The following is a 15,666-nucleotide window of genomic DNA, read 5'->3' on the forward strand; positions in this document are numbered from 1 at the left end:
AGATTATTCAGGATAATCTACCCACCCAACGTGTGCCCAACTGAAATCACTGCTCAAAACTACATCGCTAGAAATGTGGCTGATTGAAGGTAATACCATTCGGTTATATGATCGAGTAATTCCCATTGACCTCGCTTAGGATTTGCCAGGCTTTAGAAGGCTTTGCCACATATGCTGTATACAGAAATTCCAACTCAACGCCCTGTAACACCATTGCTCGATGAGATTGACCATCCGCAGCAATTACGTTTACTCGCGCAAAGCCAGCTTCCACAGGTGGCAGATGAGTTACGTCAATTCATTTTGTATGCCGCAGGTCAAAGTGGAGGACACTTTGGCGCAAACTTAGGCGTGATCGAACTGACCGTTGCGCTGCATTATTGCTTTAATACCCCACACGATCGCTTAATTTGGGATGTCGGTCATCAGGCTTATCCGCATAAAGCCCTAACAGGACGCCGCGAGCAACTCACCACCATTCGCGCCAAAGATGGTTTGGCTGCATTCCCTGCGCGTGAAGAATCTATTTTTGATACCTTTGGCGTTGGTCACTCCTCAACAGCAATTTCTGCAGGATTGGGGATGGCGTTGGCACGACGTTATCAACAAAACCCGTGTGAAGTTGTTGCCATTATTGGCGATGGTGCCATGACGGCAGGTATGGCTTTTGAAGCCATGAATGATGCAGTGGCCCACCAAGCCGATATGATGGTGGTGCTGAATGACAACGATATGTCAATTTCATGCAGCACAGGCGGCTTTGCCAAACATCTTGCTGCTATTTGGGAGCGTGGTGAATCGGTTTATGTCAGTGAAACAGGTGAAGCTTACGTGCAGCCACATCCAAAGTGGACGTATAACTCGCGTTTGCACTGTGCTGCTACTGAAGCTGCTGACAACTTATTTAAAGCGATTGGGTTTGATTATTTCGGCCCTTTCGATGGACATGATGTTGAACAACTCACACATGTGTTCAATGCACTGAAAAAACGTAAAGGTCCACGTTTAATTCACGTTTACACCAAAAAAGGCAAAGGTTTTGCGCCTGCCGAAGCCGATCAAATTAAATATCACGCCATTGGTAAAATTCATGCCAAAGCTGCGCTTGTCACCGCACCTAAATATTCTGATGTATTTGGGCAGTGGTTATGTGATCAGGCAGAACAAGATTCGCGTTTATTGGCAATTACGCCAGCCATGTGCGAAGGTTCGGGCATGGTGCAATTTGCCAAACAATTTCCTGAACGCTATTTTGACGTCGCGATTGCCGAACAGCATGCCGTGACTTTGGCTGCGGGCATGGCCTGCGAAGGTTTAAAGCCTGTGGTGGCGATTTACTCTACCTTCTTGCAGCGCGGTTATGACCAACTGATTCATGATGTCGCTTTGCAAAACTTAGATGTCACTTTTGGCATCGATCGTGCAGGTTTGGTGGGTGAAGATGGTCCAACCCATGCAGGTGCTTACGACTACGCCTATATGCGTACCGTACCGAATATCGTGATTATGGCGCCAAAAGACGAAAATGAATGTCGTCAAATGCTGCACACCGCTTATTTATATAACGGTCCTGCAGCAGTGCGTTATCCACGCGGGCATGGTTTGGGTGTCGAAATTCAGCAGCAAATGACAGCAATTCCATTGGGACAAGCTGAAATTGTGGCGCAGTTTAATCCACAATATGATGACTATATTTCAGTGCTGGCTTTTGGTAGCCGTGTGCAAGCGGCAGTTGAGGCGGCAGAAGCATTTGCTCAGCAGCATGATGTCGCAGTACGTGTGGTGAATATGCGTTTTGTGAAGCCATTGGATGAAAAACTGTTAGCTGAGATTGCAGACAGCACTGCATTATTCGTCACTGTAGAAGAGCATGCGATTATGGGTGGTGCAGGCAGTGCCGTGAGTGAATACTTGGCGAAGGCCCAGATTGTCAAACCGATTATTCATTTAGGTTTAGAAGATAGCTTTATGCAACAAGCGACACATGGTCAAATGCTGCAACAGGCAGGTTTAGATGCACAAGGCATTGAAAAATCAATGCAAAATGCTTGGCAAAAACTGCATCAATCTATATTGAATTAATTTTTAGCAACACTTCTTCCCCAAAAGCCTCAATATTTGCTAAAATATTGGGGCTTTCATGCATTATTCTTTATCAATCTCTTCAAATTTGTAGTGGGTGTTCAATGGAACCTATGGTGGTGATGGCTGCGCGTGCGGCTCAAACAGTTGGTCAAGAGCTTTTAAAAGCGCATCAGAATCGTCATAAACTCGATCTACAAGTCGAAGAAAAAGGCATTGATGGTCCTGTAACGCGCGTAGATCGTTACCTCGAGCAATTGACCATTGATACATTACGCAAAAGTTATAAAAATCACAGCTTCCTGGGCGAAGAATTTGGCATGCAGGAAGGCAAAGGTCACGATGCCGACTGGTGTTGGGTGATTGATCCTTTAGATGGCACGCTAAACTTTGTTCACGGTTTCCCTCATTTCTGTATTTCGATTGCAGTGCAACACAAAGGTGTGACACAGCACGGTGTTATTTACGACCCTGTAAAAGATGAATTATTCTCTGCGAGCCGTGGCCGTGGTGCGATGATGAATCAACGTCGTATTCGTGTAAATGTAAAAGACAGTTTAGACAACACCTTCTTGGCAGTGGGTCATGCTTATCGTGCTAAGCGCGATGGCGAAATTGTTTCTTATGCCAAAAACCATTTTGAAAGTTTATTGAATGTGACAGAAGCAGGCGCTCAATACCGCCGTGCAGGTTCTGCTGCATTAGACTTGGCTTATGTGGCTGCAGGTCGTTTAGATGGTTATTTTGAACTTGGCTTAAAACCGTGGGATATTGCTGCGGGTGAGTTAATTGTGAAAGAAGCGGGCGGTACTGTGGTCGATGCACGTGGTGGCAGCGACTCTATGGAAAATGGGCAAGTTTTGGCATGTTCAATGAAAATGTTAAAACCACTTATGAAAGCGGTTGTGCCTGCTTGGGGCGAAGCAGCGAAATAATCAGCTGATCATATTTATACTTAAATAAGACACTTAGCAAAGCTCTCATCCTGAGGGCTTTTCTTTTACCTAACGGTCTAAAACTGCTGGTTTTAAATCTGTTGTTATCGTCCATATACTAGCCATAAAAGCAGAATCTATCACTGTTTACACAAAAAACTGCAAAAGTCGATTAAATAAGGTGACTTTTAAAATAATCCTGCTATAATCCGCGCACGCACTTAATTTCTGTTCATTACCTGAACATTTCTCTTCTAATCATTGTGTATGCGCGTGCGGTCCAAAGAGAGGACGATATCTCGCGCCCCAATCGCTAAAGCGATTCCTTCAGGTTAAGCCGTAATCATGCGTGCGTTATATCACATCGTCGTTACTCGGATCGCCGCTGAATCTTAAATTGTCAGCGATAATTGCTGTACCGCTTTTTGCCGATGTCCATCTGACTTTATTTAATGGAGCACCCATTTTCAGGGTGAAAATCTCTATGAGCAAAACTTTTGCTGATTTTTCTTTACATGAATCTTTACAACAAGCTTTAGAAGGCTTGAACTTTACTACGCCGACTCCTGTTCAAGAACAATCGATCCCAGCGGCACTTGAAGGTAAAGACTTATTGGTATCTAGCCAAACAGGTTCTGGTAAAACTGCTGCATTTTTACTCCCAACTTTAAACGCGCTTGCTAATCAAGATACTTTCGTACCATTTAAAGAGCGTATGAAAGCTATTACTCAGCCGTCAATTTTAGTGCTTTGCCCAACACGTGAATTGGCTCAACAAGTTAGCCAAGACGCGATTGCATTTGTACGTCACATGAAAGGTGTACGTATTGCAGCAATCATGGGTGGTATGCCTTTTGGTAAGCAAATCCAACAATTAAAAGGTGCGCAAGTGGTTGTAGCGACTCCAGGTCGTTTACTTGACTTGGTGAACCGTCGTCAAATCAAACTTGATAAAGTTGATGCCTTAATTGTAGACGAAGCTGACCGTATGCTCGATTTAGGCTTCTCTGAAGACCTAGAAGCGATTAGCGATTTAGCTGCTAACCGTAAGCAAACCTTGATGTTCTCTGCAACTTTTGCAAGCCGTATTATCACACTTGCAGAACGCATGATGAATGAGCCTGTACGTATTGCGATTGAAACAGGTCACTCAACGAACATGGACATCACCCAGACTTTACACTGGACTGATGGTTTCGAGCACAAGAAAAAATTATTGTCACACTGGTTATCTGATGAAGGTGTAGATCAAGCGGTTGTATTCGCATCTACTCAAGAAGATACCGATATGTTGGCTGAAGAATTGGCTGAAGCGGGTCACTCGGTTGTTGCGCTACATGGTGCAATGCCACAAACCGTTCGTAACCGTCGTTTACGCAGCATTCGTGAAGGCCGTGCAAAAATCTTGGTTGCAACAGACGTTGCAGCACGTGGTTTAGACGTACCAACTATTTCTCACGTGATTAACTTCGGTTTACCAATGAAAAATGAAGACTATGTACACCGTATTGGTCGTACAGGTCGTGCGGGCCGTACTGGTAACGCGATTACTTTGGCAACTTACCGTGAGCGTGGCAAAATCCGTGCGTTGGAAGATTTCTTAGATGCTCGTTTAAGCGTTTCAGAAATTGAAGGCTTAGAGCCATCTCCACCTCCAGCACGTTCTGGTCGTGACGGTGGTCGTGGTCGTCGTGATGGCGGTCGCGGTGGTCGTGGCGGTTTTGGTGGCGGTCGTCGTTTTGAAGGCGAAAGCAACTTTAAACGTCGTGAAGGCGGTGATGAACGTCCACGTCGCAGCTTTGATGACAAACCACGTGGTGAACGTCCTGCATTTGGTGAAGATCGTCCGCGTCGTGAGTTCAACTCAGACCGTCCACGCCGTGAAGGTGGTTTCGGTGACCGTCCACAACGTTCATTTGAAGATCGTCCGCGTCGCGAGTTCAACTCAGACCGTCCGCGCCGTGAAGGTGGTTTCGGTGATCGTCCACAGCGTTCATTTGATGACCGTCCACGTCGTGAATTTAATTCAGACCGTCCGCGTCGCGAAGGTGGCTTCAACGATAAGCCGCGTTTTGATGCGAATGATGACAACCGTGGCAACCGCGTAGACTACAAACCACGTCGTGAAGGTAGCTTCGGTGATCGTCCAAAACGTGATTTTGGTGATCGTCGTGAGGGTGGTTTTGGTGACCGTCAACCACGTTCGTTTGATGATCGTCCTAAGCGTTCTTTTGGTGGTGAAGATCGTCCACGTCGCGAGTTCAATTCAGATCGTCCACGCCGTGAAGGTGGTTTTGATCGCCCACGTCGTAAATTTAACGACTAAGATCGCGATAGCAATTTGTATAAAGAAAAACCAGTGCTCAGCACTGGTTTTTTTATGTTAAATATTTTTGTTTTAGATAAATAAAATGTATAATAAGTCACGTTTTTAACTCTATTTGCTAATTATGAACATCAATAGCTTACGATTGCTCATGCAGACGAGAGAGGGAATGATGCCGTATATTGGTTTAGCACTCATCTTATGCAATTTAATGTATTATATTATTTCTTCTTACTTTTAAATTGTTGCTGTCCTAAAAGTGATTTAAATAACAATAATAAGACTGCTTGAACAATACGTGCACAGTTTTTAAAAATTTGCTAGATAACATTTTGCGCTTCAATCCTTTATAGTATGCGTGCTGAAAAAATGCAGGAAGACCCTCAGCTATGAATAATCCAATGCCTCAACATGAGCCGTCATTGATTGAAGTCAATGAACTGAGCTTTAAACGAGGGAAACGTGTCATTTTCGAAAATGTCAGTTTAAAGATTCGCCGTGGTCAAATTACTGCCATTATGGGACCTTCAGGTACTGGTAAAACCACGTTATTACGTTTGATTGGTGGTCAGTTGACTCCCGATCATGGTGATATTTTTCTGGATGGAAAAAATCTTGCGCAAATGTCGCGTCAGGAGTTGTTTGCTGCGCGCGCACGTATGGGCATGTTATTCCAAAGCGGTGCGTTATTTACCGATATGAGCGTATATGAAAACGTCGCGTTTCCATTGCGTGCACATACCCAGTTGCCTGAACATTTAATTGCAGAATTGGTGGCTTTAAAACTTGAAGCAGTCGGTTTGCGTGGTACAGAACAACTTATGCCTGCAGAACTCTCAGGCGGGATGAACCGTCGTGTGGCATTGGCACGTGCGATTGCGTTAGACCCTGAATTGATCATGTACGATGAGCCGTTTGCAGGGCAAGACCCGATTGTAAAAGGTGTGTTGACCCGTTTAATCCGTTCCTTGCGAGAAGCGTTGGATTTAACCACCATCATCGTCTCGCATGATGTTGGCGAAACTTTATCAATTGCCGACTACATTTATATTATCGCGGAAGGCGTGATTCAGGGCGAAGGTACACCTGCAGAATTAAAACAGCATGAATCGGCATTTGTGCGTCAGTTCTTAACAGGCGCTGCCGAAGGGCCAGTCGATTATCAATTTAGCCATCGGGCTTATTTAAGTGATGAGGTGCGTTCATGAATGCTATTGCCGCATTAGGTCAACGCGTCATTGAGCGTGTTCGTGGCATTGGTGTCGCCACCCAAATGTTGTTGCAAATTCTATTTTCAATGCCAACCATACTTGGGGTGAAGCTGTTCCTGTACCAAATGTACCGTGTTGGCGTGATGTCATTATTGATTATTGCGGTGTCGGGTTTATTTATTGGTTTGGTATTGGGCTTACAAGGCTACTCCATTTTGGTCAATATTGGTTCGGAAGCCATGTTGGGCACGATGGTGTCTTTGACTTTGTTGCGTGAGCTTGCACCTGTAGTGGCTGCACTGTTATTTGCAGGGCGTGCAGGCTCTGCCTTAACTGCAGAAATTGGTTTGATGAAAGCCACAGAACAATTGGCCAGTATGGAAATGATTGGGGTAGACCCACTCAAGCGTATTGTGTCACCACGTTTATGGGCTGGGATTGTTAGTCTGCCAATGCTCTCCATTATTTTCGCTGCGATTGGCATTATGGGCGGCAAAATGGTCGGGGTTGATTTTCTAGGTGTCGATGAAGGTTCTTTCTGGAGCGGTATGCAAAGCAGCGTGCAGTTCTATAAAGATATTTTTAACGGCACAATTATTAAAAGTTTTGTTTTTGCATTAATTTGTACTTGGATTGCAGTATATCAAGGCTATGCCTGTGTCCCAACATCGGAAGGCATTGCGACGTCGACCACACGAACCGTGGTGTATTCTTCATTATGTGTTTTAGGTTTTGATTTTGTGTTGACTGCGGTCATGTTCGGAGGTGTTTAATGAAATCACGTACAAGTGAGCTGGCCGTAGGTGTATTTGTCATTTTGACAGGCATTGCATTGTTTTTCTTGGCCATGAAAGTCAGTGGATTGGTGGGTACCAATTTGCGCGACAGTTACAATATGACAGCAACATTTGACAACGTGAATGGTTTAAAACCACGCGCCAAAGTTACTATGAGCGGTGTCACCATTGGTCGTGTCAATGATATTACTTTAGACCCTGTATCGCGTTTGGCTACAGTTGAATTTGAACTAGATGGCAAGTTGACCAGTTTTAATCCTGAACAACTAAAAACAGTGCAAAATTATGCGCTTGAAGAATTGCGCTACAGTGCAGAATACCAAGAAGCAAATCCTCAGCAACAAAAAGAAATGGAACAACAACTGTTGGGTAACATGAAATCCATCACCAGTATTGATGAAGATGCTTACATAATGGTAGCAACCAATGGTTTATTGGGTGAGAAATATCTCAAAGTGGTTCCAGGTGGTGGTTTGAACTTTGTGAAGCGTGGCGAAAGTATTGCCAACACGCAAGGCACCATGGATTTAGAAGATTTAATCAGTAAGTTTATTACTGGCGGTGCAGCGAAAACATCCAACGCAGCGTCAGACGCAGATAAAGACACAGCGACAGCTGAAACAACAGATGCAGAAGTGTCATTTGTTGAGTAATGAAGGAGATTGTCCGTGAAAACACTTTTAAAGCAAACTCTGGCGGTAAGTGTACTTTCAACCATGTTGGCAGGAACTGCATTTGCTGCACCTGCAGAAGCGCCACCAGCTTTTGTGAAAAAAGTTGCCGATAGCTTGATTGCACGTTTAAAAGCAGATCATGCTAAATTGCAGAACAATCCAGCATTGGTCAAAACGATTGTGCGTCAAAACCTTGATCCGTATGTAGATGCACAGGCATTTACCCGTATTGTGATGGGTACTTATGCAACCAACCAATACAGTTCAGCAGCACAGCGCGCGCAGTTTGAGAAAAACTTCCGTGAAACTTTAATTGAGAACTATGGCACAGCGTTTGCGAAATTTAGCAACCAAAGCTATACCATGCGTCCTTATAAGGCGACCAACAGCAAGAACCCAGTGGTGACTATTGATTTCTTGCATAATGGTGAAAAAATTCCTGTGTCATTCCAGTTAGCAGACAAAGGCAGCCAATGGAAAATCCGTAACATTAACGTCTCGGGTATTGATTTAGGTTTGCAATTCCGTAACCAGTTTGCAGCGAACGTGAAGCGTAATGGCGGCAATATTGATAAAGCCATTGCAACCTTTAAGCCAGATGCAGAAGCTGCGGTTGAAAAGAAAAAATAGGTTAGGTGTGGCGTGATTGAATTATCAAATCAGGAATTATGTGTTTCTGGAAAAATAGATTTCAGTAATGCAGAGCAATATTACCAAAAAGGTCTGCAGTTGATTCGTAAGCAGCAGTTGCCTTTGGTGGTTAATTTGGCGCAGCTAGAACACGGGAGTACTTTAGCTTTGGCCGTTTTGGTGCAATGGTTGCGTCAGACGCCTGAAGCCAAGGGCTTACAGTTTAAAGCGGTTCCTGAAAAAATGATGAAGATCATTCAAGCCTGTCATTTGCAAGATGATTTGCAGCTAATCGTCTAAAACTGAAAAAACCATCAAAAAAGCACCTTCTTGTAAGGTGCTTTTTTATTGCGTTTAGTTTCCCGCTTTATTCGTAAGCATCCGGTGAAGCTTATTTGAGTCAGGCAGGCTTCCACTTATGCGGTAGTAATTCTTCAACCTGGATTATTTTCTGTGTCGGCAGTCTTTTCAACACATCACTTAAATAGGCATAAGGGTCCAGTCCATTCAGTTTTGCTGACTGGATTAAGGTGCTGCAATTGAGGCTAGACTGATTATTGCGGTGGTTAAAGATATTAATGAAAAGACAGTTGCAAGATGGTCATTGATCAGCAATGTACCAACCGAGATTACCGCAGTGGAATTGACGACTTGGTATTACTGGCGTTGGTCAATCGAATGTTATTTCAAACTTCTCAAGCAAGCAGGCCATGATATTGAGTCATGGCTTCAGACTACGCCAGAAGCGATTTTAAGGCGTTTGCTGATCAGTTGCATGGCTTGTGTGTTGACGTGGAGAGTGCAGCGTTGTACAGATGAGCAAAATCAGAAAGTCCGTGCATTTTTGACTAGGCTTTCAGGTAGACAGCAGAAAAGAGGCAAGATAGAGAGTGCGCCTGCCATATTGGCAGGACTCTCGATTTTACTAAATACTCTTCAACTGCTCTCAGAATATTCAATAGATGAACTGAATGAAATCGCAACCATTGCACTAGGTACCTAAAGATGTGTAGATACCTATGCCTAAAAAGAGAGGGAATAAAAGGCATCAAATCCATTTTTTCCATCTAAAGTAAATTAATGGGCCAATAAAGAAGCCAATTAAAATAATACTGACCACTATAAAACTGGTGGTGCCTTTGGCAAAAGGTAACACGTCGGTGTTCATGCCATAAACACTGGCAACTAGCATCGGTGGCGCTAACATACTCGGTAAAATCGAGAATCGACGAATCGTGTCGTTCTGTTCGGTGTTAATGAAGCCTGAAGTGGTATCGAGCAAGAAGCGCACTTTTTGGAATAAGAAGGCATCGTGTTCGACCAGTGAGCGTACATCTTCACTGAGTTCTCGAATGTCGGCATCGTAAATATGACTACCCAACGCACGCGGACGTGCCAAAAAGGTCAGGACACGACGTAAATCAATCAAACACAATTGCGCTTTTCCAAGCATGTCTTCTAATTGTGCCAGTCGGGTAATCATGTCATCGAGGTCTAAAATTTGCTCACGATGACGGTTATTCAGAACTTCTGTGGAATACTTTTCCAAGTCCTTGTGGATATCTTCTAAGATATCCGCAAGTTCGTCCAGTTTGGCTTCAAGCAAGCCTAAAAGCACCCAAGTCGGGTCTTTATAATCAATTTCGTAGTCGTTACGTCGTGCCCGTGCCCGAAATGCCCGAAATGCCACTAATTTTTCACCGCGTAGGGTAAACAGGTGTTCTTTATGTAAGATAAAGGCAACGGTTTGCACTGTGGCTAAAATACTGGAATTGTCTTCAGTTTCACCATCGACTTGATAGTTTTTATTTTTAGTTAAAAAATAGGTACTAATGTGTAAAATACCGTCATCATCACGGTAGAATCGCGCTGAAGATGAAATATCTTCCAAAGATTTTAAGGTTGGTAAATTTTGTGAGTATGCGTCTAGTACCCATTGCTGTTCTTCTTGTGAAGGGGCAATCAGGTCAATCCAGACCAGATCTGGATGCAAATCAAAACCACCGTTAATGGTGGCATCTTCCAGACTACCGCGCTCTGTGGCATAAAAGGCTTCAAGCATTCGTCTTTTCTCCTTGCGCAGTATGGGTTTTGTGGATGGGTGTATTTTAGACAAGGATCTTACTAAATACACTGCTCAGAATGCTATTTTATTTAAAAATCTCCCTGAAGTTTAATTTTATGGCATGACAGCCAGATAACATGGTGAAAAAATGATGTCGTCAATTGCTATTTTCTGTGGTTCTGCCCCAGGAAAAGATTCAGTTTTTGTTGAAAATGCACGAAAAGTGGGTGAAACATTGGCTGCACAAGGCAAAACTTTAATTTATGGCGGTGGACGCTCAGGCTTAATGGGTGTGGTGGCAGATAGTACTTTGGCCGCAGGTGGGCGTGCAATTGGTGTCATGCCTGAAAGTTTGGCAGAGCATGAATTGGCGCATCCGCATTTGACCGAATTACACATCGTAGAAAACATGCATGCCCGCAAAATAAAAATGTCAGAATTGGCCGAGGGCTTTATTGCTTTGCCGGGTGGTTCTGGAACTTTAGAAGAAATTTTTGAGCAATGGACGTGGGCACAATTAGGAATTCACTCAAAACCCTGTGCCTTTTTTAATGTAGCTGGCTTTTATGATGATTTGCTGAAGTTTTTAAGACAGACCTCTGAAAAAGGTTTTACTCAGCCACGTTTTTGTGAGGCATTGATTGTATCGAATTGTATTGACAATATTTTGCAGCAATTTGAACAATACCGTGTTCCTGAAATGAAATGGGAAGTGCCTGAGCTAGAGTGGGTGCAGCAGGAACTGGCGAAATAAAATGGCTGAGATCAACAACATCATTACCGTTGCAGCTGCAATTATTTTAAATGTCAAACAGCAGTTATTGGTGGTGCGTAAACAGCATACCGCGTGTTTTATGCAGGTCGGTGGCAAATTAGAACCCAATGAAGCGCCTGAAACGACCATGTTGCGAGAAATTGCCGAAGAAATTGGCTGTCAGGCGCAAATTCAACAATTTATTGGACGCTATGAAACAGCAACGGCCAATGAGCCCGACTGCCGTTTGGTCAGTTATGTGTATTGGGTTCAGCTTGATCAGGCACCAAAAATTGCTGCTGAAATTGCCGAAATGAAGTGGGTAGATTTGGATGATCAAGATACTTTGTTGGCACCGCTGACCCGTGAAGTGGTGATGCCGTGGTTAAAACAATATTTACAACAAAATTAAGAGCAGTTGATCATTCTTCTATATTTTAAGTTCAACTTTTTAATGCGTTGAGCATATTCAACCGAATAGTTTTTTTATTCAGCACTGGCCAGACAAACCGCCTCGACTTTTTGACAGCCGAGCTTGAGCAACTGCTGTTTGAGTGCATGAATTGAACTGCCCGTCGTGACCACATCATCCACAATTAAAACCCGACGAAAACGGATTTTAGGCGCATTCTGAATTTGAAATTGCTGTTGGATGTCTTCCAATCGTTCTAAGCGACTTAAGCCTTTTTGCGCGTGCTGTTGTAAGCGGGTCACAGGTTGCCAAATCGGGACATTTAAATGCCGCGCTAGTCCTTTTGCTAACAATAAAGATTGATTGTAGCCGCGTTCAGTCAAGCGGGCAGTGGAAATTGGCATCGGTACAATGGCTTGGATTTTAGGATAAGACAGTTGTTTTAGCGCGCCTACTAAAAGCAGTTGGTAATGTAACTGCTGTTCATATTTAAATTGTTGAATGATGCGATTAATTGGATAGTGATAATCAAAAGTGACTTGAATCTGCATTTCTTGTCGTTGTACCGCTTGGCTACGCCACGGCAATTGTTGCCAACAGGTTTGACAGACCGAATGTTGCCATTGCGTGTCGCTATGGCAGAGCTGACACGGTTGCAGTTGGCACAGCCATTGTATGCCGCATTGTAGTAGATTGATCGGCTGAGTCATCTTAGGACTGCAATCCGTTTAAACATAGGCATAACGTGGTGCCTCAGGCAGCCAGCGTTTTAGCAAAGCTTCGGCATGTGTAGGATAATCGTTTAAAATTTGCTGTGCCACATGATGCGCCTGTGCCAACAAATGATCATCCCGTTCTAATTTAGCCACCCGAAAGCCCATATCTCCCGTTTGTTTGGTTCCCAAGAGTTCACCTGGGCCGCGCAGTTCTAAATCTTTTTCTGCAATCACAAAACCATCGTTGGTTTCCCGCATAATCCGCAAGCGTTCTTGTCCATTTTGCGAAAGTGGATTTTTATACAACAGGGCACAAAAACTGGCTTTGGCACCCCGTCCGACTCGTCCACGTAGCTGATGTAGCTGTGAAAGTCCTAAACGCTCGGCATTTTCGATCACCATAATTGAAGCATTCGGTACATCGACCCCGACCTCAATTACTGTGGTGGCAATCAGCAACTGTAATTGATTGTCTTTAAATTGCTGCATGACGGCTTGTTTTTCATCGGCTTTCATTTTGCCGTGTACCAGCCCAATATTCAGTTCAGGAAAGCGTTCTTTAATTTCAGCAAAAGTCGCCTCGGCAGCTTGCGCATCTAAGGTTTCCGACTGTTCCACCAAGGTACAGACCCAATAGGCTTGTTTGCCTTCGGCACAATTGCTGGCAATGCGTTGTAAGACTTCTTCACGCCGATCTAGCGGAATAGTCACCGTTTGAATAGGTGTACGTCCTGGCGGTAGTTCATCAATCACCGAAGTGTCCAAATCGCCATAGGCGGACATGGCTAAAGTTCGCGGAATAGGCGTTGCAGTCATCACCAATTGATGCGGTGTGGTGTGGTTGGCGCCTTTATTGCGTAAGGCCAAACGTTGATCGACCCCAAAACGGTGTTGTTCGTCAATAATCACCAAACCCAGTTTGGCAAATTGCACATTGTCCTGAAACAGCGCATGTGTACCAACGACTAAATTGGCACTGCCATCCTGAATGGCGAGTTCAGCTGCAGCGCGTGCCTTGCCTTTTTGTTTACCTGATAGCCATGCCACAGTTAAGCCAAGCGGCTCAAACCATTTTTTAAAGTTCAGATAATGTTGTTCTGCCAAAATTTCAGTTGGTGCCATCAGTGCAACTTGCCAGCCTTCTTCTAGGGCATGGCACGCAGCAACCGCAGCGACCAAGGTTTTACCTGCACCAACATCGCCCTGTACCAAGCGCAGCATGGGTTTATTACGCTGCAGGTCTTGCATAATTTCATGTGAAACCCGTTGCTGTGCGCCTGTCATTTGAAAGGGCATGTTGCCGAGTAACGCAGGCGCTAGTTTTTGACTTGGGGAAAAGGCAGGTGAGGCAATTTGCTGAATATAAGCCCGTCGGGTCAGTAAACTGACTTGATGCGCCACCAATTCTTCAAAAATCAGGCGTTGCTGTGCAGGGTGAGAGCCTTGTGCCAATTGCAGCATATTGGCATTTAAAGGTGGATGATGAATATAATCCAACGCCTGTTTGAGTGCATAGCCATTGGTCATTTTTTCAGGCAGGAGTTCAGGCAAATCATCACTATGCTGTGTCAAGGCCTGTTTGACGTATTCACGTAATTTGGCTTGGGTCAGCCCATCGGTGCTTGGGTAAATGGCAGTCAGTTGGGTTTTAGGCAGTGGGGTATGTTCAGTAATGAGTTGTAATTCGGGGTGATACATTTCCAGACCACGCGCCCCAACCCGTACTTCGCCAAATACTCTTAAACGATTGCCGAGTTTGGCACGATCTGTAATACCTTTATAAATATGATAAAAACGTAAGGTGATTTTTCCAAATTCATCTTCTAAATTGACCGCCATCGACTTGCGTTTACCTGGTGGAAAATCGACCCCTTTAACCACACCTTCGAGTAAATAGCTGCGCCCCACGTTTAATTGGTTCATGGGAATGATCGTGCTACGATCTTCATAGTCACGCGGTAGATGAAACAGCAAGTCATCTGTAGTGAAAATATTTAGTTTTTCGAGTAATGCAGCAGAGGCAGAGCCTACCCCTTGCAACTGATGGACTGCAGCCATGTCCCCTCAACTTCAAATGCTATGATTAGGTGCTGAATGCATATTCTATTTATTGGTTATGGTAAAACATCGCAGCGTGTTGCAAAACAACTATTTACGCTCGGTCATCAAATTACCACAATTAGCCGCAGTCCGAAAACAGATCCTGATATGACGCATCTGCTTCAAGATATTCAACAGCTCGATTTATCACAGACTCAACCTGTTGATGCCGTTTATGTATTACTTGCACCATCTCGGAATACGGTTTTGAGTTCTGTAGAAGCGTATCAACAGACTTATGTAGATTCTGTGCAGCCGATTGTCGCTGCATTAAAAGATCATCCTGTAAAGCGAATTATTGTGGTGTCATCTACACGGGTTTATGGCGAAAACGCAGGTGAATGTATTGATGATGATACTGTGCCTAAGCCGAATGATGTACAAGGGCAGTTGTTGTTGCAGATGGAACACTTGTGGCAACAGGCTTATCCTGAACAATGTGTGATCGTACGTCCTTCGGGTATTTATGGCACTTCGACTGCACGCATGCTCAAACTTGCGGAAAGCACACAAAGTTACCCGAATATACATTGGTCAAATCGGATTCATATTGATGATTTGGCAGGTTTTTTGGCACATTTACTTCACGTGGAACATCCAGAACCATCATATATTTGCAGCAATAACCAAGCTCAGCCTTTGCATGAAATGATTTTAAAGATTCAGCGTGAATTGAATTTACCTGAATTGGTATTAGAAAGTGAGAGAGAAACAGGGAAAAGGATTTTTGCTCAGAGGATGGTGGCGAGTGGGGTTGAATTATTCAATGTGTAATCATTTATCAAATGGAGCGTAAAACTCAGTCCTTCAGGTCAGAGATATAAGCGACACGACATGAAGTGTCGTTTGATTTAACTAAGGACTATTTTCCTTGAGTTTTGATTGTTAATATAAGTACATGAAAACCCTTAAATTACGTATAAAAGACAAACATTGCAAGGTGTTAGACCAACTAGCATCAGAA

Annotated in this window: 14 protein-coding genes and 2 pseudogenes; 12 read left to right on the forward strand and 4 right to left on the reverse strand. The window is 44.0% G+C overall.

What is annotated here, in order from left to right; genetic code table 11:
* Positions 1 to 171: 171 nt before the first annotated feature.
* From dxs to FTT71_RS05735, 8 genes are all read left to right on the forward strand, one after another.
* A complete protein-coding gene (gene dxs / locus FTT71_RS05700; protein ID WP_180160791.1) occupies positions 172 to 2,082 on the forward strand; it encodes a 1-deoxy-D-xylulose-5-phosphate synthase in 1,911 nt (636 codons plus the stop codon).
* Between the two features lie 104 nt (positions 2,083 to 2,186).
* Positions 2,187 to 3,017 (forward strand): inositol monophosphatase family protein, encoded by an 831-nt coding sequence (locus FTT71_RS05705; RefSeq protein WP_019836885.1) that lies wholly within the window; start codon positions 2,187 to 2,189, stop codon positions 3,015 to 3,017.
* Between the two features lie 484 nt (positions 3,018 to 3,501).
* Entirely contained in the window at positions 3,502 to 5,343 is a 1,842-nt protein-coding gene (locus FTT71_RS05710) for a DEAD/DEAH box helicase (RefSeq protein WP_096901229.1), read from the forward strand.
* Positions 5,344 to 5,732: 389 nt separating this feature from the next.
* Positions 5,733 to 6,551: an ABC transporter ATP-binding protein gene (locus FTT71_RS05715; RefSeq protein ID WP_004974642.1), complete on the forward strand. Its 819-nt coding sequence runs from the start codon at positions 5,733 to 5,735 to the stop codon at positions 6,549 to 6,551.
* Complete coding sequence (mlaE, locus tag FTT71_RS05720) at positions 6,548 to 7,327, forward strand: lipid asymmetry maintenance ABC transporter permease subunit MlaE (RefSeq protein WP_179989864.1); 780 nt, start codon at positions 6,548 to 6,550, stop codon at positions 7,325 to 7,327. Before FTT71_RS05715 ends, mlaE begins: the two co-directional genes overlap by 4 nt.
* Positions 7,327 to 8,004, forward strand: coding sequence for an outer membrane lipid asymmetry maintenance protein MlaD (locus FTT71_RS05725; protein WP_096901228.1), 678 nt, complete (start codon positions 7,327 to 7,329; stop codon positions 8,002 to 8,004). The genes mlaE and FTT71_RS05725 overlap by 1 nt, the downstream gene beginning before the upstream one ends.
* Positions 8,005 to 8,019: 15 nt before the next feature.
* Positions 8,020 to 8,655 carry a phospholipid-binding protein MlaC gene (locus tag FTT71_RS05730; protein ID WP_004974651.1) on the forward strand — a complete coding sequence of 212 codons (636 nt, stop codon included), beginning with the start codon at positions 8,020 to 8,022 and terminating at the stop codon, positions 8,653 to 8,655.
* A 12-nt stretch (positions 8,656 to 8,667) separates the two neighbouring features.
* A complete protein-coding gene (locus tag FTT71_RS05735) occupies positions 8,668 to 8,955 on the forward strand; it encodes a lipid asymmetry maintenance protein MlaB (protein WP_178866832.1) in 288 nt (95 codons plus the stop codon).
* A 100-nt stretch (positions 8,956 to 9,055) separates the two neighbouring features.
* Here the strand turns inward: FTT71_RS05735 and FTT71_RS05740 are convergent.
* Positions 9,056 to 9,196, reverse strand: a pseudogene (locus FTT71_RS05740) (transposase domain-containing protein); the annotation flags it as partial.
* On the opposite strand from FTT71_RS05740, the pseudogene FTT71_RS05745 reads away from it, so the two are divergent.
* A pseudogene (locus tag FTT71_RS05745) lies at positions 9,185 to 9,658 on the forward strand (transposase); the annotation flags it as partial. The pseudogenes FTT71_RS05740 and FTT71_RS05745 overlap by 12 nt on opposite strands.
* A 45-nt stretch (positions 9,659 to 9,703) precedes the next feature.
* Here FTT71_RS05745 and FTT71_RS05750 read toward each other — a convergent pair.
* Positions 9,704 to 10,717, reverse strand: a complete 1,014-nt coding sequence (locus FTT71_RS05750) for a CorA family divalent cation transporter (RefSeq protein WP_096901036.1) — start codon at positions 10,715 to 10,717, stop codon at positions 9,704 to 9,706.
* A 154-nt stretch (positions 10,718 to 10,871) separates the two neighbouring features.
* Here FTT71_RS05750 and FTT71_RS05755 point away from each other — a divergent pair, with 154 nt between their 5' ends.
* Positions 10,872 to 11,474 carry a TIGR00730 family Rossman fold protein gene (locus FTT71_RS05755; RefSeq protein WP_026438479.1) on the forward strand — a complete coding sequence of 201 codons (603 nt, stop codon included), beginning with the start codon at positions 10,872 to 10,874 and terminating at the stop codon, positions 11,472 to 11,474.
* A gap of 1 nt (position 11,475) precedes the next feature.
* Positions 11,476 to 11,886 carry an NUDIX domain-containing protein gene (locus FTT71_RS05760; protein ID WP_004974664.1) on the forward strand — a complete coding sequence of 137 codons (411 nt, stop codon included), beginning with the start codon at positions 11,476 to 11,478 and terminating at the stop codon, positions 11,884 to 11,886.
* Positions 11,887 to 11,960: 74 nt separating this feature from the next.
* Here the strand turns inward: FTT71_RS05760 and FTT71_RS05765 are convergent, their stop codons facing one another.
* Positions 11,961 to 12,596, reverse strand: coding sequence for a ComF family protein (locus FTT71_RS05765; RefSeq protein WP_154320297.1), 636 nt, complete (start codon positions 12,594 to 12,596; stop codon positions 11,961 to 11,963).
* 18 nt (positions 12,597 to 12,614) lie between these two features.
* A complete protein-coding gene (gene recG, locus FTT71_RS05770) occupies positions 12,615 to 14,660 on the reverse strand; it encodes an ATP-dependent DNA helicase RecG (protein ID WP_180160792.1) in 2,046 nt (681 codons plus the stop codon).
* A gap of 36 nt (positions 14,661 to 14,696) precedes the next feature.
* On the opposite strand from recG, the gene FTT71_RS05775 reads away from it, so the two are divergent.
* The gene (locus FTT71_RS05775; protein ID WP_179994108.1) at positions 14,697 to 15,476 is read left to right on the forward strand and encodes an NAD-dependent epimerase/dehydratase family protein; all 780 of its coding nucleotides are present in this window, start codon (positions 14,697 to 14,699) and stop codon (positions 15,474 to 15,476) included.
* The last annotated feature ends 190 nt before the right edge of the window (positions 15,477 to 15,666 follow it).

Origin of the sequence: Acinetobacter sp. YH01004, from assembly GCF_013420455.1 — a bacterium.
In the GTDB taxonomy this organism is placed as follows: Bacteria; Pseudomonadota; Gammaproteobacteria; order Pseudomonadales; family Moraxellaceae; genus Acinetobacter; species Acinetobacter towneri.